The 24,311-nt window shown below is 72.1% G+C and carries 21 protein-coding genes; 14 read left to right on the plus strand and 7 right to left on the minus strand.

Going from position 1 to position 24,311, the window contains the following annotated elements:
• The first annotated feature begins 125 nt into the window (after window positions 1-125).
• The 4 genes from ACFVH2_RS03200 to ACFVH2_RS03215 all read left to right on the plus strand — a co-directional run bounded on the left by ACFVH2_RS03200 (window position 126) and on the right by ACFVH2_RS03215 (window position 5,146).
• Entirely contained in the window at window positions 126-755 is a 630-nt protein-coding gene (locus tag ACFVH2_RS03200) for a trypsin-like serine peptidase (RefSeq protein WP_378422208.1), read from the plus strand.
• Between the two features lie 54 nt (window positions 756-809).
• The gene (guaA, locus tag ACFVH2_RS03205) at window positions 810-2,396 is read left to right on the plus strand and encodes a glutamine-hydrolyzing GMP synthase (protein ID WP_378422209.1); all 1,587 of its coding nucleotides are present in this window, start codon (window positions 810-812) and stop codon (window positions 2,394-2,396) included.
• 132 nt (window positions 2,397-2,528) lie between these two features.
• The gene (locus ACFVH2_RS03210) at window positions 2,529-4,544 is read left to right on the plus strand and encodes an ArnT family glycosyltransferase (protein WP_378422210.1); all 2,016 of its coding nucleotides are present in this window, start codon (window positions 2,529-2,531) and stop codon (window positions 4,542-4,544) included.
• A gap of 209 nt (window positions 4,545-4,753) precedes the next feature.
• Entirely contained in the window at window positions 4,754-5,146 is a 393-nt protein-coding gene (locus ACFVH2_RS03215) for a hypothetical protein (protein WP_378422212.1), read from the plus strand.
• A 40-nt stretch (window positions 5,147-5,186) separates the two neighbouring features.
• Here ACFVH2_RS03215 and ACFVH2_RS03220 read toward each other — a convergent pair whose 3' ends face one another.
• Window positions 5,187-6,593 (minus strand): alpha/beta hydrolase, encoded by a 1,407-nt coding sequence (locus ACFVH2_RS03220; protein WP_378422214.1) that lies wholly within the window; start codon window positions 6,591-6,593, stop codon window positions 5,187-5,189.
• 137 nt (window positions 6,594-6,730) lie between these two features.
• Between ACFVH2_RS03220 and ACFVH2_RS03225 the strand changes: the two genes are divergently transcribed.
• Window positions 6,731-7,246 carry a sigma factor-like helix-turn-helix DNA-binding protein gene (locus tag ACFVH2_RS03225; RefSeq protein ID WP_378422216.1) on the plus strand — a complete coding sequence of 172 codons (516 nt, stop codon included), beginning with the start codon at window positions 6,731-6,733 and terminating at the stop codon, window positions 7,244-7,246.
• 44 nt (window positions 7,247-7,290) lie between these two features.
• On the opposite strand, the gene ACFVH2_RS03230 is transcribed toward ACFVH2_RS03225, so the two are convergent.
• Both ACFVH2_RS03230 and ACFVH2_RS03235 read right to left on the minus strand, forming a co-directional pair.
• Window positions 7,291-7,506: a hypothetical protein gene (locus ACFVH2_RS03230; RefSeq protein ID WP_378422217.1), complete on the minus strand. Its 216-nt coding sequence runs from the start codon at window positions 7,504-7,506 to the stop codon at window positions 7,291-7,293.
• Entirely contained in the window at window positions 7,499-8,860 is a 1,362-nt protein-coding gene (locus ACFVH2_RS03235; protein ID WP_378422219.1) for a PspC domain-containing protein, read from the minus strand. Before ACFVH2_RS03235 ends, ACFVH2_RS03230 begins: the two co-directional genes overlap by 8 nt.
• A 132-nt stretch (window positions 8,861-8,992) precedes the next feature.
• Between ACFVH2_RS03235 and ACFVH2_RS03240 the strand changes: the two genes are divergently transcribed.
• Together ACFVH2_RS03240 and ACFVH2_RS03245 are read left to right on the plus strand one after the other, a co-directional pair.
• The gene (locus ACFVH2_RS03240; RefSeq protein ID WP_378422221.1) at window positions 8,993-10,309 is read left to right on the plus strand and encodes a PspC domain-containing protein; all 1,317 of its coding nucleotides are present in this window, start codon (window positions 8,993-8,995) and stop codon (window positions 10,307-10,309) included.
• Window positions 10,306-10,980 carry a response regulator gene (locus ACFVH2_RS03245; protein ID WP_378422223.1) on the plus strand — a complete coding sequence of 225 codons (675 nt, stop codon included), beginning with the start codon at window positions 10,306-10,308 and terminating at the stop codon, window positions 10,978-10,980. The genes ACFVH2_RS03240 and ACFVH2_RS03245 overlap by 4 nt, the downstream gene beginning before the upstream one ends.
• A 9-nt stretch (window positions 10,981-10,989) precedes the next feature.
• Here the strand turns inward: ACFVH2_RS03245 and ACFVH2_RS03250 are convergent, their stop codons facing one another.
• A complete protein-coding gene (locus ACFVH2_RS03250; RefSeq protein ID WP_378422225.1) occupies window positions 10,990-12,171 on the minus strand; it encodes a serine/threonine-protein kinase in 1,182 nt (393 codons plus the stop codon).
• Between the two features lie 208 nt (window positions 12,172-12,379).
• Here ACFVH2_RS03250 and ACFVH2_RS03255 point away from each other — a divergent pair, with 208 nt between their 5' ends.
• From ACFVH2_RS03255 to ACFVH2_RS03270, 4 genes are all read left to right on the plus strand, one after another.
• Window positions 12,380-13,207 carry a hypothetical protein gene (locus ACFVH2_RS03255; protein ID WP_378422641.1) on the plus strand — a complete coding sequence of 276 codons (828 nt, stop codon included), beginning with the start codon at window positions 12,380-12,382 and terminating at the stop codon, window positions 13,205-13,207.
• Window positions 13,204-14,802 (plus strand): DNA polymerase Y family protein, encoded by a 1,599-nt coding sequence (locus ACFVH2_RS03260; protein WP_378422227.1) that lies wholly within the window; start codon window positions 13,204-13,206, stop codon window positions 14,800-14,802. The genes ACFVH2_RS03255 and ACFVH2_RS03260 overlap by 4 nt, the downstream gene beginning before the upstream one ends.
• A gap of 56 nt (window positions 14,803-14,858) precedes the next feature.
• Window positions 14,859-17,051, plus strand: a complete 2,193-nt coding sequence (locus tag ACFVH2_RS03265) for a heavy metal translocating P-type ATPase (RefSeq protein WP_378422228.1) — start codon at window positions 14,859-14,861, stop codon at window positions 17,049-17,051.
• A 118-nt stretch (window positions 17,052-17,169) separates the two neighbouring features.
• Window positions 17,170-17,916, plus strand: a complete 747-nt coding sequence (locus ACFVH2_RS03270; RefSeq protein ID WP_378422230.1) for an alpha/beta fold hydrolase — start codon at window positions 17,170-17,172, stop codon at window positions 17,914-17,916.
• Window positions 17,917-17,978: 62 nt separating this feature from the next.
• Here ACFVH2_RS03270 and ACFVH2_RS03275 read toward each other — a convergent pair whose 3' ends face one another.
• Window positions 17,979-18,794 (minus strand): DUF6597 domain-containing transcriptional factor, encoded by an 816-nt coding sequence (locus ACFVH2_RS03275; protein WP_378422232.1) that lies wholly within the window; start codon window positions 18,792-18,794, stop codon window positions 17,979-17,981.
• 29 nt (window positions 18,795-18,823) lie between these two features.
• On the opposite strand from ACFVH2_RS03275, the gene ACFVH2_RS03280 reads away from it, so the two are divergent.
• The 3 genes from ACFVH2_RS03280 to ACFVH2_RS03290 all read left to right on the plus strand — a co-directional run bounded on the left by ACFVH2_RS03280 (window position 18,824) and on the right by ACFVH2_RS03290 (window position 20,995).
• Window positions 18,824-19,369 carry a hypothetical protein gene (locus ACFVH2_RS03280; RefSeq protein ID WP_378422234.1) on the plus strand — a complete coding sequence of 182 codons (546 nt, stop codon included), beginning with the start codon at window positions 18,824-18,826 and terminating at the stop codon, window positions 19,367-19,369.
• 110 nt (window positions 19,370-19,479) lie between these two features.
• Complete coding sequence (locus ACFVH2_RS03285; RefSeq protein WP_378422236.1) at window positions 19,480-20,055, plus strand: YdeI family protein; 576 nt, start codon at window positions 19,480-19,482, stop codon at window positions 20,053-20,055.
• 22 nt (window positions 20,056-20,077) lie between these two features.
• Entirely contained in the window at window positions 20,078-20,995 is a 918-nt protein-coding gene (locus ACFVH2_RS03290) for a sucrase ferredoxin (protein ID WP_378422238.1), read from the plus strand.
• A 9-nt stretch (window positions 20,996-21,004) separates the two neighbouring features.
• Here the strand turns inward: ACFVH2_RS03290 and ACFVH2_RS03295 are convergent, their stop codons facing one another.
• Window positions 21,005-23,014 (minus strand): SDR family oxidoreductase, encoded by a 2,010-nt coding sequence (locus ACFVH2_RS03295; RefSeq protein ID WP_378422240.1) that lies wholly within the window; start codon window positions 23,012-23,014, stop codon window positions 21,005-21,007.
• Between the two features lie 115 nt (window positions 23,015-23,129).
• Complete coding sequence (locus ACFVH2_RS03300) at window positions 23,130-24,218, minus strand: sulfite oxidase (protein ID WP_378422242.1); 1,089 nt, start codon at window positions 24,216-24,218, stop codon at window positions 23,130-23,132.
• Between the last annotated feature and the right edge of the window lie 93 nt (window positions 24,219-24,311).

Below are 24,311 nucleotides of genomic sequence, written 5' to 3' on the forward strand. Positions count from 1 at the left end.
CGGCGGCCCCGCGCTGCTGCGCCCCCGCCCCCGCCCCGCCCCTCCCCCCCGCCCCCGCCCGCCGCGGGCCGCCGCGGGGGGCGCGCCACCCCCCCCCCCCCCCCCCCGACTCGCGGATCGGTCCGTTGTTCGTCGCGGGCACCCCGGTGCACTTCTGCAGCGGGGCGGTCCTCGACAGCGCGGGCGGCGACCTCGTGCTGACCGCCGCGCACTGCCTGGCGGGCACCGGCGTCGGGGTCAGTTTCGTGCCGGGGTTCGACCGCGGCGCGGCGCCGTTCGGCGAGTGGGCGGTGACGCAGGTGTACCTCGACCCGCGGTGGGTCGCGACGCAGGATCCCCGCAGCGACTACGCGGTGGTACGCGTGCGGCGTGCCGACGCAGGCGCCGTGGAGGCGGCGGTCGGGGGAGGGCTGCCGATGACGGTCGCGCCGGCCGCGGGGGCGGGAGTCACGGTGACCGGGTACCCCGCGGGCGACGACCGTCCGGTCACGTGCAGCGGCGGGGTCACCTCGACCACCGGCTTCCCGACCCTGGCGTGCGACGGTCTCAGCGGCGGCACCAGCGGGGCGCCCTGGGTGGACGCGTCGGGGGTCGGCGCGGTGATCGGCGGGCTCGAACAGGGCGGCTGCACGGACTCGGTCTCCTACTCGTCCGCGTTCGGGCCCGACGCGCTGACGCTGGTTCGCCGGGCGGACGGCGGTGAGCCCGGTGACGTCGCACCGCTGGCGCCGATGGGCCCGTGCGCCGGGTCGTGACCGTGGCCCACGGGCTGTGCGAGGTGCCGGAGCTGGGCAGATTAGACTGAGCTGGTGGCAGACACCCAGCATTCCGGCCCCTCACAGCAGAATCCCGTCCTCGTCGTCGATTTCGGGGCGCAGTACGCGCAGCTGATCGCTCGACGGGTGCGCGAGGCCAGCGTCTACTCGGAGGTCGTGCCGCACACCGCGACCGTCGAGGAGATCGTGGCCCGCAAGCCCGCGGCGGTGATCCTGTCCGGCGGACCGTCCAGCGTCTACGCCGACGGCGCCCCGCAGCTCGACGCCCGGCTGTTCGATCACGACATCCCGGTGTTCGGCATCTGCTACGGATTCCAGGCGATGGCCGGGGCGCTCGGCGGCACCGTCACGCACACCGGCACCCGCGAGTACGGCCGCACCCAGCTCAGCGTGGACGGCGGCGTCCTGCACGAGGGTCTGCCGGCGACGCAGCCGGTGTGGATGAGCCACGGCGACGCCGTCACCGACGCCCCGCACGGTTTCGAGGTCACCGCGACCAGCGCCGGTGCACCCGTCGCCGCGTTCGAGGACCGGGCGCGCCGGCTCGCGGGCGTCCAGTACCACCCGGAGGTGCTGCACTCGCCGCACGGCCAGCAGGTGCTCACTCGCTTCCTGCGGGAGATCGCCGGGATCGCCCCCACCTGGACCGCCGCCAACATCGCCGACGCGCTGATCGAGCAGGTCCGCGAGCAGGTCGGCGACGGCAAGGCGATCTGCGGCCTGTCCGGCGGCGTGGACTCCGCGGTCGCGGCCGCACTGGTGCAGCGCGCCATCGGCGACCGCCTCACCTGTGTGTTCGTCGACCACGGCCTGCTGAGGGCGGGGGAGCGCGAGCAGGTCCAGCAGGACTTCGTCGCGTCGACCGGCGCGAAGCTGATCACCGTCGACGCGGTCGACACCTTCCTCGGCGAACTGGACGGCGTCTCCGACCCGGAGAGCAAGCGCAAGATCATCGGCCGCGAGTTCATCCGCAGCTTCGAGGGCGCGGTGAGCGAGGTGCTCGGCGAGTCCACGGCGCACGGCGAGGCGGTCGAGTTCCTCGTCCAGGGCACCCTGTACCCGGACGTGGTCGAGTCCGGCGGCGGCACCGGCACCGCGAACATCAAGAGCCACCACAACGTCGGCGGCCTGCCCGAGGACCTGCAGTTCGCCCTCGTCGAGCCGCTGCGGCTGCTGTTCAAGGACGAGGTCCGCGCGGTCGGGCGGGCGCTGGGTCTGCCCGAGGAAATCGTTGCGCGCCAGCCGTTCCCGGGTCCGGGTCTGGCGATCCGCATCGTCGGTGAGGTGACGCGCGACCGGCTGGAGCTGCTGCGGCAGGCGGACGCGATCGCCCGCGAGGAGCTCACCGCAGCCGGTCTCGACGGCCAGATCTGGCAGTGCCCGGTGGTGCTGCTCGCGGACGTGCGCAGCGTCGGCGTGCAGGGCGACGGCCGCACCTACGGCCACCCGATCGTGCTGCGGCCGGTCTCCAGCGAGGACGCGATGACCGCGGACTGGACCCGGCTGCCGTACGACGTGCTCGAGCGGATCTCCACCCGCATCACCAACGAGGTGCCCGACGTCAACCGCGTCGTCCTCGACGTCACGAGCAAGCCGCCGGGAACCATCGAGTGGGAGTGACTTCCTGAATGGCCCATTCATTCGGTCAGATCGAATGAATGGGCCATTCAGGAACGGGCGGTGCCCCGGATTCCCAGCAGATTCGCAGGAACACCCCAGGGACATCGCCGGGGAGCGTGACTCAATGGCGGGGTGACCCAGACCCGCACAGAGTTGACCGACCCGACGACCGTCCCGCGGGCGCAGCCGTCAGGCCCGACCGCCGCGCCGGGCACGAGGCTCCCGGCCACCCGGTGGGAGCGGATCGGGCTCGCGGTCCTGCTGGCCGGCACCGCGGTGGCGTACCTGTGGAACATCACCGTCAACGGCATGGGCAACCAGTTCTACGCCGCCGCGGCGCAGGCCGGTTCGCGCAGTTGGAAGGCGCTGCTGTTCGGTTCGCTCGACAGCGCCAACTTCATCACCGTCGACAAGCCACCGGTCTCCCAGTGGGTGATGGGCCTGTCCGGGCAGATCTTCGGCTTCGGCAGTGCCAGCATGCTGATCCCGCAGGCGCTGATGGCGGTCGCGTCCGTCGCGCTGCTCTACGGCGCGGTGGGCAGGATCAGCGGCCGCGGCGCGGGCCTGCTGGCCGGTGCGGCGCTTGCGCTGACACCGGTTGCGGCGCTGATGTTCCGGTTCAACAACCCGGACGCGGTGATGGTCCTGCTGATGACGGCCGGGGCCTACGCGACCGTGCGCTCGCTCGAACGGGCGAGTGCACGGTGGATCGCACTCGCGGGGGCCGCGCTCGGTTTCGCCTTCCTGGCGAAGATGCTCGAGGGCCTGATGGTGATGCCCGCACTGGTGATCGCGTTCGCGGTCGCCGCGCCGACGCCGGTGCGTGCCCGGCTGGTGCGACTGCTCGGCGCACTGGCGGCCTTCCTGCTCTCGTCCGGATGGTTCGTCCTGTTGACCTTGGTCTGGCCGGCGAGTTCCCGGCCGTACCTGGCCGGGTCCACCGACGACAACTTCATGAATCTGGTGCTGGGCTACAACGGTTTTGCGCGGGTGCTCGGGCGCAACCATCCCGGCGGTGCCGGCGGTCCGGGCCCCGGCCAGGGCGCCGCGATGCCGCCGAACGGCCAGGCTGCCCACGCCGCCGCGGCCGGATCCGCCGCACACGGTGGCGGTTTCGGCGGATTCGGCGGCCAGAGCCAGGGACTCGGCCGGCTGTTCACCGGCGAGTTCGGGTTCGAGATCGGGTGGCTCGTCCCGGCCGCCCTGCTGGCCATGGTGCTGGTGGTCGTGTCGCGGTGGCGGGCGCCGCGCACCGACCTGGTGCGGGCCGGCGCGATCGTGTTCGGCGGCTGGCTGGTGGTGGACGGGCTGGTCCTGAGCTACATGAGCGGCACCATTCACCCCTACTACTGCCTCTCGCTCGCACCCGCGGTGGCGGGCATGTTCGCCCTCGGCGTGCACGAGATGTGGACAAGGCGGACAACGTGGTTCGGCCGGTCGGGGCTGGCCGGAATCGTGCTCGCGGCAGGAGCGTGGAGCTTCTGGATCCTGGGCCGCAACGCGGACTGGATGCCCGCGCTGCGATGGGTCGTTCTCGCGGTGTCGGTGGTGTCCGCGGCGACGGTACTGACGCCAAGGGCCGGCCGGGACGGTCGTCTCGGAACGGTCGCCGTCGCGGTGGGAATTGTTGCGGCACTGTTCGGTTCGGGCGCCTACACGATCGCGACCCTCGGGCAGCCGCACGCCGGTGGGGGTCCGACGGTGGGGCCCGCGGCCGCGCACCGGTCGGGCGGGCCCGGCGGGATGTTCGGGGCGAGCGAGCCCAATCCGCAGCTGGACTCGATGCTCGCGACCACCGACACGACCTGGTCCGCCGCCGTCGACCGGTCCTCGACTGCGGCGGGCCTCGAACTGTCGAGCGACACCGCGGTGATGGCGATCGGCGGGTTCACCGGTTCGGACCCGACGCCGACACTGGCCGAGTTCGTCGACTACGTCAGGAACGGCCAGGTGACGTACTACCTGGTGCAGAACCGTACGGAGGACGGTGGTCGTGGCGCCGGCGGTCAGAGCCAGTCCGGTCGCGGCGGTGCCCCGGGCGGGCGGGAGAGCGCGCACAAGGACATCGCGGACTGGGTGACGGCGCATTTCACGCCGACCACCGTGGGGTCGACCACCGTGTACGACCTCTCCGGGTATCAGGGTTGAGCGGTCAGGCGGCGATTCACAGCGAACTGTCAGCTCGCCGCGCTCGGATCAGGAGTTGACTGGAGTCGACGGCACGCGACGCGCGACGTCGACAACCGCAGAAGAGCCGTCGGAGTACGGAACTGGGCTCGGAGCGAACTGACCGCACCTGCGACAAGATGTAGTTGACGACACTCCTCACCGCAGCCGCTCCGCGGTACGAGGAAGGTGTGACGATGAACGAGAAATCCGGAGTGCGCGGTTCGGGCCGGGTGCTGATCAGGTTGGCTGTCGCAGGTGCGATCGTTGCGATCCCGATGGCGGCGGCTGCGGGTCCGGCGTTGGCTTCGACGGTGACGCCGTCGCCGCTGCCAGTGGTGCAGGCCGATGGTCACGGCGGGAACTGGAACAACAACTGGGGCCACGATCGCGACGGGAACCGCGACGGGAACCGCAACTGGAACAACAACTGGAACAACAACTGGAACCGGAACTGGAACCGGAACTGGAACCGGAACTGGAACAACAACCAGAACAACAACCAGAACAACAACTACAACTACAACTACAACCAGAATCAGAACCCATTCGGAGGGCTGTTCAGCTTGTTCGGCAGCTCGTGATCGCGCGGATCCGGGTCCGCCCCGACACCGACGTCCCGCGCTAGGACGTCGGTGGCGGGGCGGTCGTGGCATGCGGTATCCCGATCCGGGCGGCCAGCCAGGGCAGGCCGTCGGTGAGCGCGGCGGTGGCGAACTGCCAGGTGTGCCCGCCAGGGCTGGTATGCACCTCGCAGCTCACCTGCTGGGCGGCGGCGGACTTGCAGAGCGCGTCGGCAGCACCCGCCTCGTCGGTGTCGGGGGTGCCGTCCTGCCCGCCGTACCCACTGCCCGCGGAGTTGGTTTGTGACTGCGGATGAGGGTGCCAGTTTCCGGGGTTGCCGCGTCGGGGCGGCGCCGCGTTGTCCTCGAACAGACCGGACACCCCGGTGTAGGGGCCGTGCGCGGCCATGACGGTGGTCGGGTCGAATTTGGCCCAGGCCGAGGCATTTCCGCCGTACAGACGGTCGACGGTCTGCTCCTTGGTCCCGGATGTGGGTCCGAGGTCGCCGGCGATGTCGACGAAGCTGCTGAACAGTTCGGGGTGCATGACCGTGAGGTCGACGGCGCAGGTTCCGCCCATCGACCAGCCGATGACCCCCCAGTTCGCCGGGCTCGCCGAGGCGCCGAAGGTGGACACCACGTACGGCCGGACGTCCGCGGTGAGGTGGTCGGCGGCGTCTCCGCGTGGACCGTCGACGCATTCGGTGTCGTTGTTGAAGCTGCCGCCAGCGTCGACGAACACCAGGATCGGGGCCTGGCCACCGTGACTGTTCGCATACGCGTCCACCGTCGAGGTGATGTTGCCGCTGCGCATCCAGTCAGCCGGGGTGTTGAACTCGCCCGCGATCATCATGACGGCGGGCAGCGTGGGCGGGGCGGCGCCGGCGAACCACGCGGGGGGCAGGTAGACGTATTCGGTTCGGTGCGTGAACCCGCTCGCGGTGTCGGGAATGTCCACGGGCACGACCTTTCCCGTGGACGGGGTCGTGTCGCGCAGGCCCGGCAGCTCGTCGGCGGACACCTGGTCCGGCAGCGGTCCCGCGGTAGCCGCGCCCCATGCGGCCGCCACGGTCGGGTAATAGCCGACCCACTGGTTCAGGACCAGGCCGACGCACAGCAGGCTCAGCGGTATCGCGAGCAGCGACAGGCCGCGGCGCCACCACCGACTGCCCCGCCAACCGAACACCGCCACGGCAACCGAGCCCACACCCACGGCCACCCAGATCCACAGCGGCGTGGGGGCGGGATCGGAGGACAATCCTTGGGAATCCATGTACCAGTGCGCGATCAGCGCACCCGCCGCCCCGATCGCCACGCAGAGCGGCAGCCAGAGCAGTCGCCAACGGGCGCTGCGCCACCCGACGACCGCGAGTACGGCCGCGACCGTGACGATCTCGACGGTGAGCGGCAGCCATCCACCGAGCAGTGACACACCCTGGTGATAGCTTCCGGTGGCATTGAAATTCACGCGGCCAGTGTGCGGGCGTTCCCTGTGAGATCGCTGTGTGGTTCGACGTCTTTCTGCCAGCCGACACCCAGGTTGGGGGAGTTCACTGAGTTCGACGTTCCGATTCGGCGGGATCGTGTGGCGAGAGGAGATCGACGATGAGTCATGCGGTGCACACGACCAGCACGACCGCCTCGGTCGACGGACTCCCCGGCATCGACGAACTGGACGATGCCGCCATCGCGTCGGCTGCCGGCGACCGGCACGCGACGGCGCGGGTGATCACGATCCTCCGGCCGCTGGTGACCCGACTGTGCCGTGCAAACCTGGGCTCGGGCGGAGCGGCGGACGAACGCGCAGCCGGGATCTGTTCCGCGGTGGCAGTCGCCGTCGTGACCGCCCGCCGCGGGCCGCGGCTGCGCATCGTCTACGAGGCGACGCTCCGGGCCCTCGACGACGCGAGCCGGGATCGCCCGGCGGTGCTGGACGGTGTCTCGCGACGCGGACGTGAGGTGCTGACGTTGCGGCTCGCGGTCGGGCTGAGCGTGGAGCAGACCGCGGTGGCTCTCGGGATCGCTCCCGGCCGAGTGCGCGTCGAGCAGCATCGAGCGCTGACCGCGCTGCGCACCCCTCCGGATCTGGGTGCGGGCCACTCGCCAGGGTGCGGTCCGTAGGACCGCACCCTGGCGAGTTGCGACGGGTATCCGCGGTGGCGGCACTACTTTCGGCGCCCGGGCGCGAACACCAGGATCACCCCGACCGCCACCGCCACGATCACGAAGATCCACCGGAACTGGGCGCCGCCCAGCGCGGTGAACCGGTCGGGTCCGATGATCGCCCATGCGCTGACGACGAGCGCGGTCAGTCCGCTCAGCAGCAGCAGCGCGGACGGTCGTCGGCTCGGCTTGCTGTCGATGTCGTTGTTGTCAGCCACGGCGCACCTCCATGTCTCCGACCTTGCCGGTCATGTTGAGGGTCAGTTTCGGTTTGTCGGCGCCTTCCGTGCCGACGCTGAGCCCGTCGGCCAGGCACGCCAGGTCGCCGACGGTGATCGAGCAGTGGTTCACGACGTTCATGGTCGGCGGGACCAGGACCGTGAAACTGCCCACCCCGGAGGTGATGTCGACGGTCTTGTCCTCGGTCAGCTGAACCGAGCGCAGGTCGAGGGTGAAGTCGCCGAGCTGTCCGGAGTACGAGGACTGCAGCTCGGATGCATTGGCCGGTCGCCACTCCCGGGTGCCGACGTTCTGGCTGTTCCAGTCCACGGGCCCGACCAGGGAAGCCAGCATGACGAAGCCGATCAGCGGTCCCGTGACGACGAGGAGTCCGTAGCCGCGGCGCAGGAACGCCCCGACGACCAGTCCGATGCCGATCACGGCGAGCCCGACGGCACCGATTCGACCGGGGGACAACCACTCCGCCCCGCTGGCCGCGCTGACGCCCCAGGTGGCGGCGGAGGCGATGATGGCGATCCCGAGCACCGTGGAGGTGAGCCGGGACTTCGGTCGCGCCGGGAGCGCGGGCACGGTGGGCTGCGCGGGTTCGGGCAGGTCCCAGGCGAACGGCGCGACACCCAGCGGATCCCAGGACGGGGGCTGCGGGCCGGGCGGCGGCTCGGCCGGTGCGGCGTCCGTGGTCGCGCCGGCCTCGGGTGCCGCGGTGGAGGTGGACGGCGGCGTCGCGGCCGGCTCGGCCACCGTCGGCGTCGTCGCGGTCGTCGGTTCGTAGGTCTTCGGCAGCGTCGCGTAGACGCCGGGCGCGGTGAACCCGCCGTACTCGGTGGCCGGGGTCACGGTGCCCGGGTACCCGGTCGGTTGGGTCGGGTACGTGAAGCCCACGTCCGTGCCTGCGGGCAGCGGGGGCGGTACCGGCCTCCGCTCGTGCAGCAGCCACAGTCCGCCGAGCATGAGCGCGAGGCTGATCAGGCCCGAGCCGCCGAGCCCGACGCCGACCGGGCCGAGGGTGCTCACCGCGATGACCAGGGCCACCGCCAACACCACCTTCTTCGTGCCGGACTCGGAGCTCTGTCCCCGCCCGATCATCGACTCGGCGGCCGAGACCTGGTCGCCCGCCTGTGGCAGCAGCAGCCAGCACGCGAGGTAGAGGACGATGCCGACGCCGCCGAAGATCGTCGAGACGGCGAACGCGACCCGAACCAGGACCGGGTCGACGGAGTAGCGGTAGCCGATGCCCGCCGCGACGCCGGCCAGCGGCCCCCGGTGAGGCAGGCGGACCGGCCTGGTGCGCCACAGCTCGTGCAGCTGATCGGGGAAGCTCGGATTGCTCATGTCACCATCGTGGCGGCCACCGGCCCGCCGACACATCGGGACAAACCCTGATCTTTCCGACCGCCCGGTCGCCCGGGAGGATCAGGGTCTGCCCTGATGCGTGGCGGCGCGAGCTCGTGCCACCATCGTGGTGTGCAGCCACTCTCGCATGCCTTCGTCCCGGCGGAGGTGCCCCAGCCTCGTCTCGAACGCCGTGTCGGCGGTCGGGTGATCGGTGGTGTCGCGGGCGGCCTTGCCGATCACCTCGGCATCGACGTGACCAAGGTGCGGGTGGCGTTCGTGGTCCTGTCCGCACTCACCGGCATCGGCATCGTGGCGTACGGGTTGCTGTGGATCTTCACCCCGCCCGGCACCGACACCGAACGGCCGAGCCCCGCCGAACGCAGGCGAGCGCTCGGGTTGGCGGTGATCGGGCTCGCACTGTCGACCGGCCTGTCATGGCTGGTGAGTGGCACGGCCGCCTCGGTGATCGCGCCGGTGATCGTGGTCGCGGTCGGCGCGGCACTGGTGTGGCGGGAGTACGACGACGACGGCCCGCGCTCGGCGCTCGGGTTGCCGCAGCGGCCGACCGTGCTGACCTGGGCACGGGTACTGGGCGGCGCGACGCTGATCGTGTTCGGCCTCGGCGTGGTGGTGTTGGCGCGGGTGGACATCGACGCGCTGCGGTCCTCGCTGCTCGCGGTGATCGTGACGCTGATCGGCGCGGGCCTGCTGACAGTGCCGCTGTGGCTCCGCATGTGGCGGGCGCTGGGCGAGGAACGCGCGGCGCGCATCCGCAACGACGAGCGCGAGGAGATCGCCTCGCATCTGCACGATTCGGTGTTGCAGACGCTGGCGCTGATCCAGAAGCAGGCCGACCGTCCGCAGGAGGTCGTGCGGCTGGCGCGCAGCCAGGAACGTGAACTGCGCAAGTGGCTCTTCGGTGGCGGGGAGGCGGCGCACGCGAGCCTGGCGGAGGCGCTGCGCACCATCGCAGGCGAGGTCGAGGACCAGCACTGCGTCACGGTGCGGCCGGTGACCGTCGGCGACGTGCGACTGGACGAACCGGACTGCGGGCTGTCCAAGGAGGCCTTCACCGCGTTGCTGGGCGCGACCCGTGAGGCGCTCGTCAACGCCGCGAAGCACTCGGGGGAGACGAACGTGGACCTGTTCGCCGAGGCGGAGGCGCGGGAGGTGAACGTCTTCGTTCGGGACCGGGGCACGGGATTCGACCTGGACGCGGTGCCCGCGGACCGGCAGGGGCTGGCCAAGTCGATCCGGGCACGGGTGGAGCGCCGCGGCGGGCAGGTGGAGGTGCAGTCCGCGCCCGGGCGAGGGACCGAGGTGCGGATCCGGATACCGTTGGGCGGCAACGGGCACGGCTCGGACGAGGTCGCCGAGGCCGAGGGCGAGTCCGTACCGCCGTCCGCCGAGCACCCCGCCGCCGAACCGAAGGAGCAGCCCAGGTGACAACGCCCGGAACCGACACGACGAGCCGCACCGCGTTTCGCGTCTTTCTCGTCGACGACCATGCCGTGTTCCGGTCCGGGGTGCGCGCCGAACTCGGTTCCGAACCCGACATCGAGGTGGTCGGCGAGGCCGGAGGGGTCGCGGAGGCGGTCGCGGGGATCAACGCGTGCAAGCCCGACGTCGTGCTGCTGGACGTGCACATGCCGGACGGCGGCGGCGTCGCGGTGCTCGGGGGGATCGAGCCCGGCCCGGTCTGCCTGGCGCTGAGCGTGTCCGACGCCGCCGAGGACGTCATTGCCGTGATCAGGGCCGGCGCGCGAGGCTACGTCACCAAGACGATCTCGGGGTCCGAGCTGGCGGACGGGGTGCGCCGGGTCGCGGGCGGCGACGCGGTGTTCGGCCCGCGGCTGGCGGGCTTCGTGCTGGACTCGTTCACCGGACGGTCCGCGGCCCCGGAACCGCCGCTGGACCCGGAACTCGACTCGCTGACCCCGCGCGAACTCGAGGTGCTGCGACTGCTCGCACGCGGTTACACCTACCGGGAGATCGCCGAGAACCTGGTGATCTCGGTGAAGACCGTCGAGACGCACGCGTCGAACGTGTTGCGAAAGACCCAGCAGTCCAACCGGAATGCGTTGACCCGCTGGGCCCATCGACGTCAGATCGAGTGATCGTCGGCGTCACAACGCGATTACGAGCACCACGGCGACGACGACGGCGATCGCGACGAACAGCAGCACGATGGCGACGGCCAGCGGAACGGCCGAGTGCGCGGCGGGCGTTCGCTGCGGTTCGATCGCCGGAGCGGTCGGTACCCGCGGACCGGGCCGGGGCACGCTCTGCAGCGGGACGCTGTTCTGGGCGGCGGGCAGGCCGGTGATCGTGCTCGTGGGCAATCGGTTCGACGTCCGCGGCGGCCCGCTGGTCGCGGAGCGGCGGGCCCAGAACGGCACGGTGCCGTCGGCTCCGCGCAGGGGGGTGTCCAGGACGTAGCTGACGCTGCCCCCCGCCCCGGCGGCGACCTGTGCCAACAGGTCCCGGGCCTGCGCCATGGTCGGCCGCCGTGCCGGGTCCGGTTCGAGCAGGTGCAGCAGCACGTCGGTGAGGTCGCCGCTGTGCACCGGGCGCAAGATCTCCGCCTTGGCCACCTTGTGCAGCAGCGCGATGGTGTTGTCGTCGATGCCGAACGGCGGCTGGCCCTCGGTGGCGGTGTACAGCGTGGCGCCGAGGGAGAACACGTCCGAGGCCTCGGTGGGATCGTCGCCGCGCGCCACCTCCGGGGCGAAGTACGCGGGGGTGCCGGTGATCACGCCCGCCCGGGTGAGCTGCGCGTCGCCCTTGGCGCGGGAGATGCCGAAGTCGCTGATCTTGACGGTCCCGGCGGCCCGGCCGCGATCGGCGATCAGGATGTTGCCGGGCTTGATGTCGCGGTGCACGATGCCCGCGGCGTGTGCCTCGGCGAGCGCGTCGGCGACCTGCGCGCCGATCTGGGCGACCTGCAGTGGGGGCAGCGCCTCGGTGATGTTGAGGGCCTGGGCCAGGCTGCGTGAGGGCAGGTACTCCATCACCAGCCAGGGTTCGCCGCCCTCGAGGGCGACGTCGTACATGGCGATGGCGTGGTCGTGGGACAGGCGGGCCGCGATCCGGCCCTCGCGCATGGCCCGTGCCCGGATCTCCTGGGCGGCCACCTCGGTGAGGCCCGCGGTGGAGACCACCTGCTTGATGGCGACCTCGCGGTCGAGCAGGGTGTCGTGGGCGAGCCAGACCGATCCCATGCCGCCGCCGCCCAGTTTGGAGCGCAGCCGGTAGCGGCCCGCCACGAGGTAGTCCGGTCCGACGATTCGCTGCTCCTGCTCCGCCACACCGTGAGGGTAGTGGACATCCGTTCAGGCCCGCCGTGGGCTGCGGTACGGCGGCGCCTTGACGCGTGCCGCGGGAGCGGCTTTACTGGGACGAGTTCGAATATGTGTTCGAGTTTGTTTCAGTCGTGGCCGCGCCTTCCCCGCGGATGTCGACCGGCCGGGTGCCGGGCGGAGGGAGGCAGTGGTGACGAGTGTCGCCCCGGATGTTGTGGACGCGGAAGGCGTTGCCGCGGACAGCGCTGTCGCGCCGGAGTTCGGCCTGGTCGGGTTGTCCAGGCAGGAACGGCTCGACCAGCTCCGGCGCCGGATGGCGGCGGTGCCCGCGCGCGGCGAAGCGGTGGCGGCCCGACCCGTCCACGAGTCCGACGGCGGCAAGTCCGGAGACGGCAGGCAGGTGCTCCCGGTCCCGACCGCGCTGGCGGCGCTGCTGCCCCGCGGCGGACTCGTGCGGGGCACGGTGGTCTCGGTGTCCGGTGCCGGCTCGCTGCTGCTGGGCCTGCTCGCGTCGGTGACGGAGTCCGGCGGGCATGCGGCGGTGATCGGACTGCCTCGGCTGGGCCTGCTCTCGGCCGTGGAGATGGGGGCCGAACTCGGCCGGCTGGCGCTGATCCCGGATCCGGGGCCGGACCCGGTGGAGGTGGCGGCGGTGCTCCTCGACGGCATGGACATGGTGGTGCTGGGCCTCGGCGGACTCTCGGTACCGCCCTCGCGGGCGCGGGCCGTGGTGGCGCGGGCGCGCAGCAAGGGGGCGACGTTGGTCGTGACGGACGGCCGCTGGGGTGGTGCGGAGGTCCGGCTGGAGGCCGAGGTCCGGGACTACGACGGGCTGGGTCGCGGCCCGGAGTCGGGGCGCGGCCGGTTGCGCGGGCTGCGGCTGGCGGTCAGCGCCGAGGGCCGCGCGTTCCAGCGGCGGACCGCCCGGCTCGACGTGCGGCCGGTGGGCGGCCGGGTGGAATGGCTGCCGGACCCGCCCGCCCGGGAGCTGAGGTCGCCCGAGCGTGCGGGTGCGTTCGGCCGCGGCAGCGGTGTGGCATGACCGCCGGGTCCGCCTCGCGGGTGCTGGCGCTGTGGTGCCCCGACTGGCCCGCGATCGCGGCCGCGGCGGTCTCGGATCTGCCGCCGACCGAACCGGTGGCGGTGACGTCGGGAAATCGGGTCGTCGCGTGTTCGGCGACCGCCCGCGCCGACGGGGTGCGACGGGGGCTGCGCAGGCGGGAGGCGCAGGGCCGGTGCCCGCGACTGAGAGTGTTCACCGCGGACCCGGCGCGTGACGCCCGGGTGTTCGAGCCGGTCGCCGCGGCGATCGACGCGGTGGCTCCGGGGGTGGAGGTGCTGCGCCCCGGGCTGCTGGTGCTCGCAGCCGGGGGCGTCGGTCGCTACTTCGGCTCCGAGGAGGCCGCCGCGGAGCGCCTCGTCGACGAGGCCTCGGCGGCCGGGGTGGAATGCCAGGTCGGGGTGGCGGACGAGCTGTCCACCGCGGTCATCGCGGCCCGCCGGTCGGCGCTGGTCCCCCCCGGCGCCGGCGCTCGGTTCCTGGCGCCGCTGCCGGTGGCGGAGTTGGCCGCCGAGCCGAGTCTCGCGGCCGCCGAGCGTGCTGATCTGGTGGATCTGCTGCACCGGCTCGGCCTGCGTACCGTGGGCGACTTCGCGGCCCTGGCCCCGGTGGCGGTGGCGTCCCGGTTCGGGACCGACGCGGTGATGGCGCACCGCAGTGCGCGGGGCGAGCCGGAGCGACCACCGTCGGCCCGGCCGCTGCCGCCGGACCTCGAGGTCGAACAACGCTGCGACCCGCCGGTGGACCGGGTCGACGCGGCGGCCTTCGCAGGGCGGGCGCTGGCGGAGCGGCTGCACGTCAAGTTGTCCGCGGCGTCGGTGGCCTGCACCCGACTGCTGGTCCGCGCCAGTACCGGTAACGGAGAGCATCTTTCGCGTACCTGGCGGTGCGCGGAACCGCTCACCCCGGAGGGCACGGCAGACCGGGTGCGCTGGCAGCTGGACGGCTGGCTCACCGGTCGCAGCGAGGCCCGGCCGACGACGGGGATCGAGGTGTTGCGACTCGAGCCGGTCGAGGTGGTCGCGGCCGGGGCGCTGCAGTTGGGGTTGTGGGGCGGGGTCGGCGCCGAGGACGAGCGGGCCAGAAGGGCTCTGGTCCGGGTCCAGGGTCTGCTCGGTGGTGACGCGGTGCGGGTGGGGGTGCTCAGTGGTGGACGGGGCCCGGGGGAGCGGGTCACGCTGCTGCCGCTCGGTGACGAGCTGGTGCCGGAATCGGATCCGTCGGCGCCGTGGCCGGGCCGGCTGCCCGAGCCTGCGCCCTCGGCGGTGCTGCCGGGTCGGCCGGCGGTGGCGCTCGAGGATGTGGAGGGTGTGGCGGTCGCGGTCACCGCCCGCGGCGCCTTCACCGCTCCGCCGTCGCGGTTGCGGTGGGGGACGCGGAGTTGGGAGTTGTCCGGCTGGGCGGGGCCGTGGCTGGTGGACGAGCGGTGGTGGGATCCGGTGGAGGCGCGGCGGTCGGCCCGGGCGCAGGTACTGCTCGCCCAGGGACGCCACCGCGGTCCGGGCGAGCACGAGCCACGGGCATTGCTGCTGGTCTTCGGTGGGGCCGGGTGGAATGTGGAGGGGGTGTACGAGTGAGGTCGAGGGCCCGCCCAGCGGTTGCGCTATACCCAGTGGGGGTATAGCGTCGGCCCATGACCTCCGAGCGAGGAACTCATCCCGACCACGTCGACCATCGGCCCCGCGCGGACGGCTCGCACCTCGGGGCTCCACCAGCCGAGCACGCGGACCACCGTGAGATGAACCCAGCCGGGCACCAACAAGCCGGCCAGGGGCACCCGGACCACGCCGGCCACGCCGGTCACGGCGACCACGCCGGCCAGTTCCGGCGACTGTTCTGGATCATGCTCGCCGTCGCGGTGCCGGTCGTGCTCGCCAACGCGATGTTCGCCGACCTCATCGGGTACACGCTCCCGCACGACGGCTCGGTCACCTGGATCTCACCGCTGCTCGGCACCGTGATGTACGTCTGGGGCGGCAAGCCCTTCCTCGTCGGTGCGGTCTCGGAGATCCGGGCCCGGCAGCCCGGGATGATGCTGCTCATCGCGTTGGCCATCACGGTCGCCTTCGTCTCGTCCTGGGGTGCGAGCCTCGGCATCCTCAGCCACGAACTCGACTTCTGGTGGGAGCTGGCACTTCTCATCGTCATCATGCTGCTCGGGCACTGGATCGAGATGCGTTCGCTCGGCCAGGCGTCGAGCGCGCTGGAGTCGCTCGCCGCGCTGCTGCCCGACGAGGCGGAGCGCCTCGACGTCGCCGACGGCGCAGCGGAAGACGCGGTGACCGTACCGATCTCGGAGCTGGCGGCGGGCGACCTCGTCATCGTCCGGCCCGGTGGGCGAGTCCCCGCGGACGGCACCATCGCCCTGGGCACCGCCGACGTCGACGAGTCGATGATCACCGGCGAGTCGCTGGCGGTCCGCCGTGCGCCCGGCGACCGGGTGGTCGCGGGAACCGTCACGACGGACTCGGCGCTGCGGGTGCGGATCACCGCGGTCGGCGAGGACACCGCGCTCGCCGGTATCCGGCGACTGGTCGCCGAGGCCCAGAATTCGTCCTCGCGCGCACAGGTTCTCGCCGATCGGGCCGCGGGCTGGCTGTTCTGGTTCGCGCTCGGCGCCGCGGTACTGACGGCGCTCGCCTGGCTGCTCCTGGGCACCCCCGAGGACGCGGTCACCCGCACGATCACCGTGCTCGTCATCGCCTGCCCGCACGCGCTCGGCCTGGCGATTCCGTTGGTGGTGTCCATCGCCACCGAACGCGCGGCCCGCGCCGGCGTGCTCGTCACCGACCGCCGCTCGCTCGAGGCGATGCGCACCGTCGATGCCGTCCTGTTCGACAAGACGGGCACCCTCACCAAGGGCGAGCCCGGGGTGGTCGGGGTCGTGGCCGTCGCGGGGCACACCGAGGACGCGGTGGTCGCCCTCGCCGCTGCGGTGGAGGGCGACAGCGAGCATCCGCTCGGCCGGGCCATCGTCGATGCCGCCCGACTCCGCGGGTCGGCAGTGCCCGTGGCCACCGGCTTCCAGGCCCGCAACGGGGTCGGGGTCACCGCCGCCGTGGACGGGGTGCGGGTCAGTGTCGGCGGTCCCGGCATGCTTGCCGACCATCGGGTGACCGCGCTCGCGCAGACCGACGGCTGGGCCGGCGAGGGGTCGACGGTGCTGCACGTGATCCGCGACGGCCGGGTGATCGGGGCGCTCGCCCTCGCCGACGAGATCAGGCCCGAATCGAAGCAGGCGATCGACGCCCTGCACGAGCGTGGCGTGCACGTCGCCATGATCACCGGCGACGCCGAGGCGGTTGCCCAGTCCGTCGCCCGCAGCCTGGGAATCGACGAGGTCTTCGCGGGAGTGCTGCCGCAGGACAAGGGCGCCAAGGTCAAGGCCCTGCAGTCCGCGGGCCGGACGGTCGCGATGGTCGGCGACGGCGTCAACGACGCGCCCGCGTTGGCGCAGGCCGACGTCGGCATCGCGATCGGGGCGGGTACCGACGTCGCGATCGCGTCGGCGGGGGTGGTCCTCGCCAGCGACGACCCCCGTTCGGTGCTGTCGGTCATCGAGTTGTCCCGGGCCGCCTACCGGAAGATGGTGCAGAACCTGGCCTGGGCCGCCGGGTACAACGCCGTCGCGGTGCCGCTCGCGGCGGGCGTTCTCGCGCCGTGGGGATTCACTCTCCCGATGGAGGTCGGAGCCCTGCTGATGTCCGCGTCCACCGTGGTCGTGGCGGTCAACGCCCAGTTGCTGCGTCGGCTCGACCTGCGGCCCGATGCGATCCTCGGATCGACGGTGACCTCTCGGGCGAAGCCTCGGGCGCTGTTTGACTAGACCTCTCGGGCGAAGCCTCGGGCGCTGTTTGACTAGACCTCTCGGGCGAAGCCTCGGGCGCTGTTTACTAGCCTGGCCGACGGGAATGCGTAGGTCCCGAAGGGTGGCGTGAGGACGAATGACGACGACGACGGCCACCCTCGGCGGCATCGACATCGCCTATCGCGACTCGGGCGGACCCGGCCCGGTGCCGGTCGTGCTCGTGCACGGGATGGGCGGCGACAGTCACACCTGGGACCGATTCGCCCGGACCCTGATTCGCGCCGGACGGCGTGTGGTGTCAGTGGACCTGCGCGGCCACGGTCGCAGCGCGCACGCGCAGTCGTACCGGTTCGCCGACTTCGGCGACGACCTGGTCGCGCTGATCGACCACCTCGACCTAGGGCAGTCCGACCTGGTCGGGCACTCGCTCGGCGGGCACGCCGTCTCACTCGTCGCGCAGGCGCGCCCGGACCTGGTGCGCAGGCTGGTGCTCGAGGAGGCGCCGCTGCCACTGCGCCCCGACGAGGCGATGGGGTCGTTGACGCGACGGCTGCCGTCGCCGGTGGAGTTGTGGCACGCGGTGACCAGCATGGCCCGCAGTCCGCGGGCCGTGATCGCGTTCGACCGGTCGATGACCCGGTCCGCGCTCGCGCAGTTCCACGCCGCGCACCCGGACTGGTGGGCGGGCCTGCCGTCGATGACCGCGCCGACCCTGGTGATCTCGGGCGGGCCCCGCGGCATGGTCGACCCGGGTCGACTCGCGGCCGCGCTCGCCGCCATCCCCGACGCCCGCGCGGTGACAATCGAGGTCGGGCACAGCGTGCACCGCGACCGCCCGAACGAGTTCGAGGCCGAGGTAACGGCGTTCCTCACGGTCTCCTGACCGAGCGGCCGCTGTCGGTCACGACGAAATAGACGTTGTCGCCGTGACGCACACTCCGGACCCTATCCGCCTGTCGGGCGCCAGTTGCCGATCTGCCGGACGTAGGTGGCGGGTGGGGTCCCGACCGCCGCGGTGAAGTCTCGGATCAGGTGGGCCTGGTCGCTGAACCCCAGTTCCTCGGCCAGTTCCGCCCAGGCGATCGGGGTGCCGCTGTGCGCGCGCTCCGCGGCGTCGAGCAGGCGGTGCCGTCGGATCACCCACTTCGGGCCGATCCCGACGTACTCGGTGAACAGTCGCTGCAGGGTGCGCACGCTCATCCCGGCCAGTGCCGCGACCTCGTCCACCCGGTGGATCGACGTGTCCTGTTCGATCAGGTCGACGAGTTCGGAGACCCGGTCGACGGCCGGATCCGGTTGGGGTGACAGTGATTCCAGGTAATCCTCCACCGCGGCGGTCATCGCGTCGTCGTCGGTGGTGGCGAGGGCGGCCGTGGCCACCGGCGCGTCGTCCACGCCGAGCAACGGACCGGCGGGGAGGATCTGCCCGGCGAGGTCGCCGACGCTCGACCGCAGGAACGGGTGGAATCCGCCCGCCCGGAACGCGACCCCGATCACGTGCCCGGTGCCGGCCAGGTGCCGGTGGAACGGATCGCGGCTGACCCCGTGCACGAGCAGTCGGCCGTCCTCGGCGGCGAGGTGAATCTTGGGCTGCGGCAACACCTGCTGGTCGTGGGTGCCGTCCACACGCCAGTGCACGATCCAGAGGTACTCCACGAACGCCCGCAACGATTCCCGCGGCAGGCGACGGGAGACGTCGATCGACCGAGCCGCCTCGTCGGGACGCACGATCGCCTCCGGCAGGCCGCGGGGTTCGGTCATGTCCCAGATAGTAGGCCTAGGATCTCGGCATGGCACCGACAGCTCTCGACGGCAAGCTCCTCGGCTGGTCCGTCGCCTACGTGGTCTCCCAGGCGAACATCGCACGACTGCTCGGCCCCACCGGTCCGAAGCTCCTCGCGACCCAGACCGCGATGTCGGCGCGCTCCTACCGCGCCGTCCTCGACAGCATGGACGAGGCGGAAACCGCGCGGTTCCGTAGCCATTTCGGCCCGGACATGGTGCACCCGGTCATCTACGCGGTTGCCCTGTGCACCGGCGCGAAGCGGCTCGGGCAGCTAGCCGACCTGTCCCCGGCGACCAGGCGCGCGCTCTACGCGGCGCCCGTCGTCGCGGCGGCCGCCGACTACGTGGAGAACGTGGTGGACCTGCACCTGCTCGACCATCGCGAGGCGATCACCGACGCCCGGGTCAGGTCGATCTCCACGGTGAGCATCACGAAGTGGATCCTGAGCCTCGGCACCCTCGCCTATCTGACGCAGGGCTTCGTGCGGGTGTGGGCGCGGATGGCGAGCGGTCGCCGCGACCTCTCCGCCGAAGCCTCGGGCGGTATCTGACTTCTCGGGCGAAGCCTCGGGCGGTATCTGACTTCTCGGGCGAAGCCTCGGGCGGTATCTGAGTCGCGTTTGTTCAAGCGCCTGCCGTTCCCCCGTCATAGCGTGGAGGGATGGGAGCGGAACGGACCACCGAGCACTTCGTCGACGCGACGGACTTCCGGAACTGGCTTGCCGCGCATCACGACAGCTCACCCGGGATCTGGCTGAAGATCGCCAAGAAGGACCGCGCACAGTCGAGCGTCAGCTACGACGAGGCGGTGGACGCCGCGCTGTGCTTCGGGTGGATCGACGGGCAGAAGCGCAGCTTCGACGACGACTTCTGGTTGCAGGGTTTCACCGCCCGCAGAGCCCGCAGTCCCTGGTCCAAACGCAACCGGGAGAAGGCGGAGCGGTTGCTCGCGCAGCGGCTCGTGCTTGCGCCGGGACTGGCCGAGATCGAGGCGGCCAAGGCCGACGGGCGCTGGGACCGCGCCTACGACGGGCAGTCGACGGCGGCCGTGCCGCAGGACTTCCTCGACGCGTTGGCGCAGGTCCCCGCCGCGGAGCAGTTCTTCGCCACGCTGAACAAGGCCAACCGGTACGCGGTGGCCTACCGGCTGCAGGATGCCAAGAAGCCCGAGACCCGGGCCCGCCGTATCGAGACGTACGTGCAGATGTTCTCCGAGGGCAGGAAGATCCACGGGTGAGCTCGCGGGCAGAATGGGGCGCGTGACCGACCCGATCCGAACCGACGAACGCGACCGGACCGAGGAGCCACTCGGCCCGTGGACCTGTTCCGCCCGCTCGGCCGTCGACGAGCCGCTGCCCGGTACGGCCGCGCACGTCACCGGCTGGTTGTGCCTCGAGCACCCGGGCGGCTGGGGGCGCGACGTGTTCTCCGGGGAGGCGTTCGGCCCGGAACTCTCGGACGCCCTCGAACGACGCGTCGACGAGGCGGGGCTCCGGCTGCTGCTGATCCGCAGGCCCGGCCGGGTGGCCGCGGTGCCGCCGCGCCGCACCGTCCTGCTTGCCCGCTCCGACCCGAACGGGACGTGGTGCGAGCGGTTCGAGGTGTCGCGGCCGGCGGACCTGCTCGACCTGGACCTGGCCCTGCCCGCGGCGGCGCCGGGAATCGGGCGGCCGGTCACAGACCCGGTGACACTGGTCTGTGCGCACGGCAAACGCGACCAGTGCTGCGCGGTGCTGGGTCGCCCCGTCGCCGCCGAGCTGTCCGACCGGTTCGGGGACGCGGTGTGGGAGTGCTCGCACACCGGTGGCCACCGTTTCGCGCCGTCGGTGATCGTGCTGCCCACCGGCTACACCTACGGCCGGTTGACCGCCCCGCAGAGCGTCGAGGCGGTGCTGGCCGCCGGCCGCGGCGAGGTGTACCCGGCGGGCCTGCGCGGGCGCAGCTGCTGGACGCCGCCCGGTCAGGTCGCGGAAATCGCGGTGCGGCAGCGGGTTCCGGCGGCCGCCGACGACCTCGCGGTGGACGAGACCGGGGCCGCGCCGGTGGTCCGGCACCGCGACGGCCGGGCCTGGGCGGTCGAGGTGTCGAGGGTCGAGCTCGAGCCGAGGCCGGCGAGTTGCGGTGCGGTGCCCAAACCCGCCGTGGCCCTCGTCGCCGGGGCGGTCACCCCGCGGTAGCGCGCGGCCTCACCAGTGCGTGCCGGGGACCAGGCGGGCCAGCCGGCGACCGACCCGCCGTGCCCCCGATTGCCGGTGCGGGCGCCGAGCGGCCGGCGCGACCGCTCGCTCGAACGCGGTCGAATCGTCCTGCGTCGCAGGCGCGTGTCCCTTGGCGGCGGGCGAGTCGGGGAAGGCGCGGTACATCTGGTGCAGCACCCGGTCCTTGACGCCGGGCGCGAACACGTGCCCGTACTCGCCGAGGGTGCCCAGCGGGTCGTCGATCCGCTTCGGTCGCTCGACCAGGCCGCGGACCACCATCGCGGCCGCCTTCTCCGGGCTGATCACCCGGCCGATGTTGGCCTTACCCGAGGGCGTGATCATCGGCGTCTCGACGAGGGGCATGTGGATCGTGGTGAAGGTGATGCCGGTCGAGAGTGTCTCGGACGCAACGGTATCGGTGAATCCGTCGAGGGCGGCCTTGCTGGCAACGTAGGCGGAGAACCGCGGTGTGTGGCTCTGCACGGCCGCGCTGCTGATGTTGACCACGTGCCCGAACCGGCGCGCACGCATCTGGGGGAGCAGTCCGAGGATCAGCCGCACCGCCCCGAAGTAGTTGACCGCCATGGTGCGTTCGTAGTCGTGGATCCGGTCGGTGGAGGCGAACACCCCGCGGCGGATGGACCGGCCGGCATTGTTGACCAGCATGTCGACGTGGTCGTGCTCGTCGAGAATCGCCTCGACCGTCCGGTCCACCGCCTCGCCGTCGGTGACGTCGCAGGGGTAGCCGAACGCCCGTCCGCCCTCGGACCGGATCTCGGCGACCGTCGACGCGAGCTCCTCGGCGCCGCGGGCGATCAGCAGCACCGTCGCGCCCTTCGCGGCGACCGCCCGCGCGGAGGCGCGGCCGATCCCCGAGGAAGCGCCAGTGATCATCACGTGTCGTCCGACGAGCGGGCCGGACGGGTCGGCGCGGCGGTGCCGGTTGGGATCGAGGTCGGTGCGCCAGTACCGCCATAGGGTGTCCGCGTAGGAACCAAACGGCGGCACGGTGATTCCGCTCTCGTGAAGGGCCTGCCGGGTCCGGGTCGAGTCGAAGACGGTGGGCAGGGTGAGGTGGTCGACGACGACCGGTGGGATGCCGAGCCGGTCGAGCACCAGATCGCGGGCGGCGGTGGCCGCGCGGGTGGGCGGGCGGAGGACGGGTGCGGCGACGACGCCGGGCAGGTCCGCGACCGGACGCGGTGCACCCGCAGCGCGGGCCAGCGCCGCGTAGACCTCCCGCATCGGTTGCGGCTCGGGATTCACCAGGTGGAACACCTCGCCGTCGCGGTCGGGTGCCAGCATCAGCTCGACGATCGCCTGTGCGACGTAGTCGACCGGGACCAGGTTGGTCGCGCCCAGGCTCGGCACCCCGACCGGCAGTCGCGACGGCAGCTTCGCCAGCTCGGCGATGGCCGGGAACAGGTAGTACGGACCGTCGATCTTGTCCATCTCGCCGGTCGTCGAGTCGCCGACCACCGCGGCGGGGCGGTACACGCGCCAGTGCAGGCCGGGGGTCTCGCGGACCACCCGCTCGGCCTCGAACTTGGTCCGGTGGTACGCGGTGGGGAAGGACTGGCCTCGGTCGAAGTCCGACTCGGTGAACTCGCCCCGGTGGTCGCCGGCGACAGCGATCGAGGACACGTGGTGCATTGTGGCGCTGAGCCTTTCGGCCATCTCGACCACCGCGCGGGTGCCCTCGACGTTGGTGCTCGCCTGCTCGTCGCCCGCGGTCAGGTCGTAGACGGCGCCGAGGTGCAGGACGTGCTCGGCGGCGGGCGGTGGACCGGCGAGTCCCAGTCCGGGGGCGGTGAGGTCGCCGATCAGCGGGTGCACACGATCGCCGCCGTCCCAGCCGGCCGTGAGCCGTCCGAGCCGAGCGGCCGATGCCGGTCGGACCAGGACGTGGACCTGCGCGTCGGGCACCCGGGCGAGCAGCAGCGGGAGCACGTTGCGGCCGAGGAATCCGGTCCCGCCGGTCACGATGAAGGTCGACATCAGCTCTCCTCCTGAATGGGCTAGGGCTACATCACCCGAGGCTCCGCCCGAGAACGTCAGTCAACTTACTTCAAAGTAAGAAGTGTGGGAACCCGTAGCGGACGAGTGCCTCCGGTCAGCCGCGCCCGATCACCTGGATGCGTGCCCAGGAGTTGTTGACGTAGCCCTTGGGGTTCCACAGGTGCCGAGCGGATTCGGGCTGGCATGCGGCCGCCGTGTCCCAGGCCCTGGCGGTGATCACGGCCGGTCCGACGGGGAGGTCGAGCGTCGCCCGCCACACCCGCCACGCCCACGGATCGACGCGCTCGTCGAGGTCGGCCTGCACCCAGCTCTCGCCGAGGTCGAGGGAGACGTCGACGCGGGCGACGCCGCGTTCCCCGGCGAACGCGTAGCCGGTGATCTCGGTCGCGCCTGCCTCGAGCACCTGACCGTCACCTGGTCGCAGGATGTCGGCGTTGACCGCGACCGGCCCGAGCGACAGGCAGTCGCCGGGCTCCGCTGCCGACGGGTCGGCGTCTGCGGTCAGCAGGCGGTACACGGTGGCCTGGAAGTAGTTGTCCGACGGTCGCTGCTGCGCCGTCACGCGGTGCAGCCACTTGACGCTGCGCGCGCCGATGTAGCCGGGCACCACCACCCGGACCGGCCCACCGTGCAGTGCGGGCAGGGGCGCACCGTTCATGTCCCAGGCCAGCAGCACCTCGTCGGCGAGGGCCTTGGCGACCGGGATCGACCCGCCGAACGGTTGCGGCGGATCGGCCTCCACCGCAACGTCGGGGGCGCCGAACGCCACGTGCGCGGCGCGCGGCCCGAGTCCCGCGGCGCCGAGAACGTCGGCGAGCCGCACACCGGTCCATTCAGCGGTCGAGATCGCGCCCGAGCCCCACGGCGCCTCGCCGGGAATGTCGCGGACCTCGATCAGTCCCGCCCGCCGATTGCCGGCGCACAGCAGCGTCGCCGCCATCGTCCGGTGCTCGAACCCCGACTGCAGGTCCGACAGGGACAGTGCGAGTTCGTGTTCGACCTCGCCGTCGACGGACAGTCGCCAGGTGCGTCGGTCGAGCCGGGGGATCGGTCCGTGGTTGCGGCTGTAGAAGGTGTCCACCGGGGTCAGCGCCCGACCGGCCAGCGCGTCCGGTGGCGGCTCGGCGTTGTACGGCTCCGCCTCGTGCACGACCATGTCCTCGCGCTTGCCCCACAGGCCCATCGCCCACACCTCCCGGCTCGCGCGCGGTCCCGCGGCCGTCGTCGGAGGGCAATGCGCGCCGAGTTCCACTCCACCACCAACCAGCCCTCGGTT

Origin of the sequence: Rhodococcus sp. NPDC127527, from assembly GCF_042672245.1 — a bacterium.
Classification (GTDB): Bacteria; Actinomycetota; Actinomycetes; order Mycobacteriales; family Mycobacteriaceae; genus Rhodococcus_G.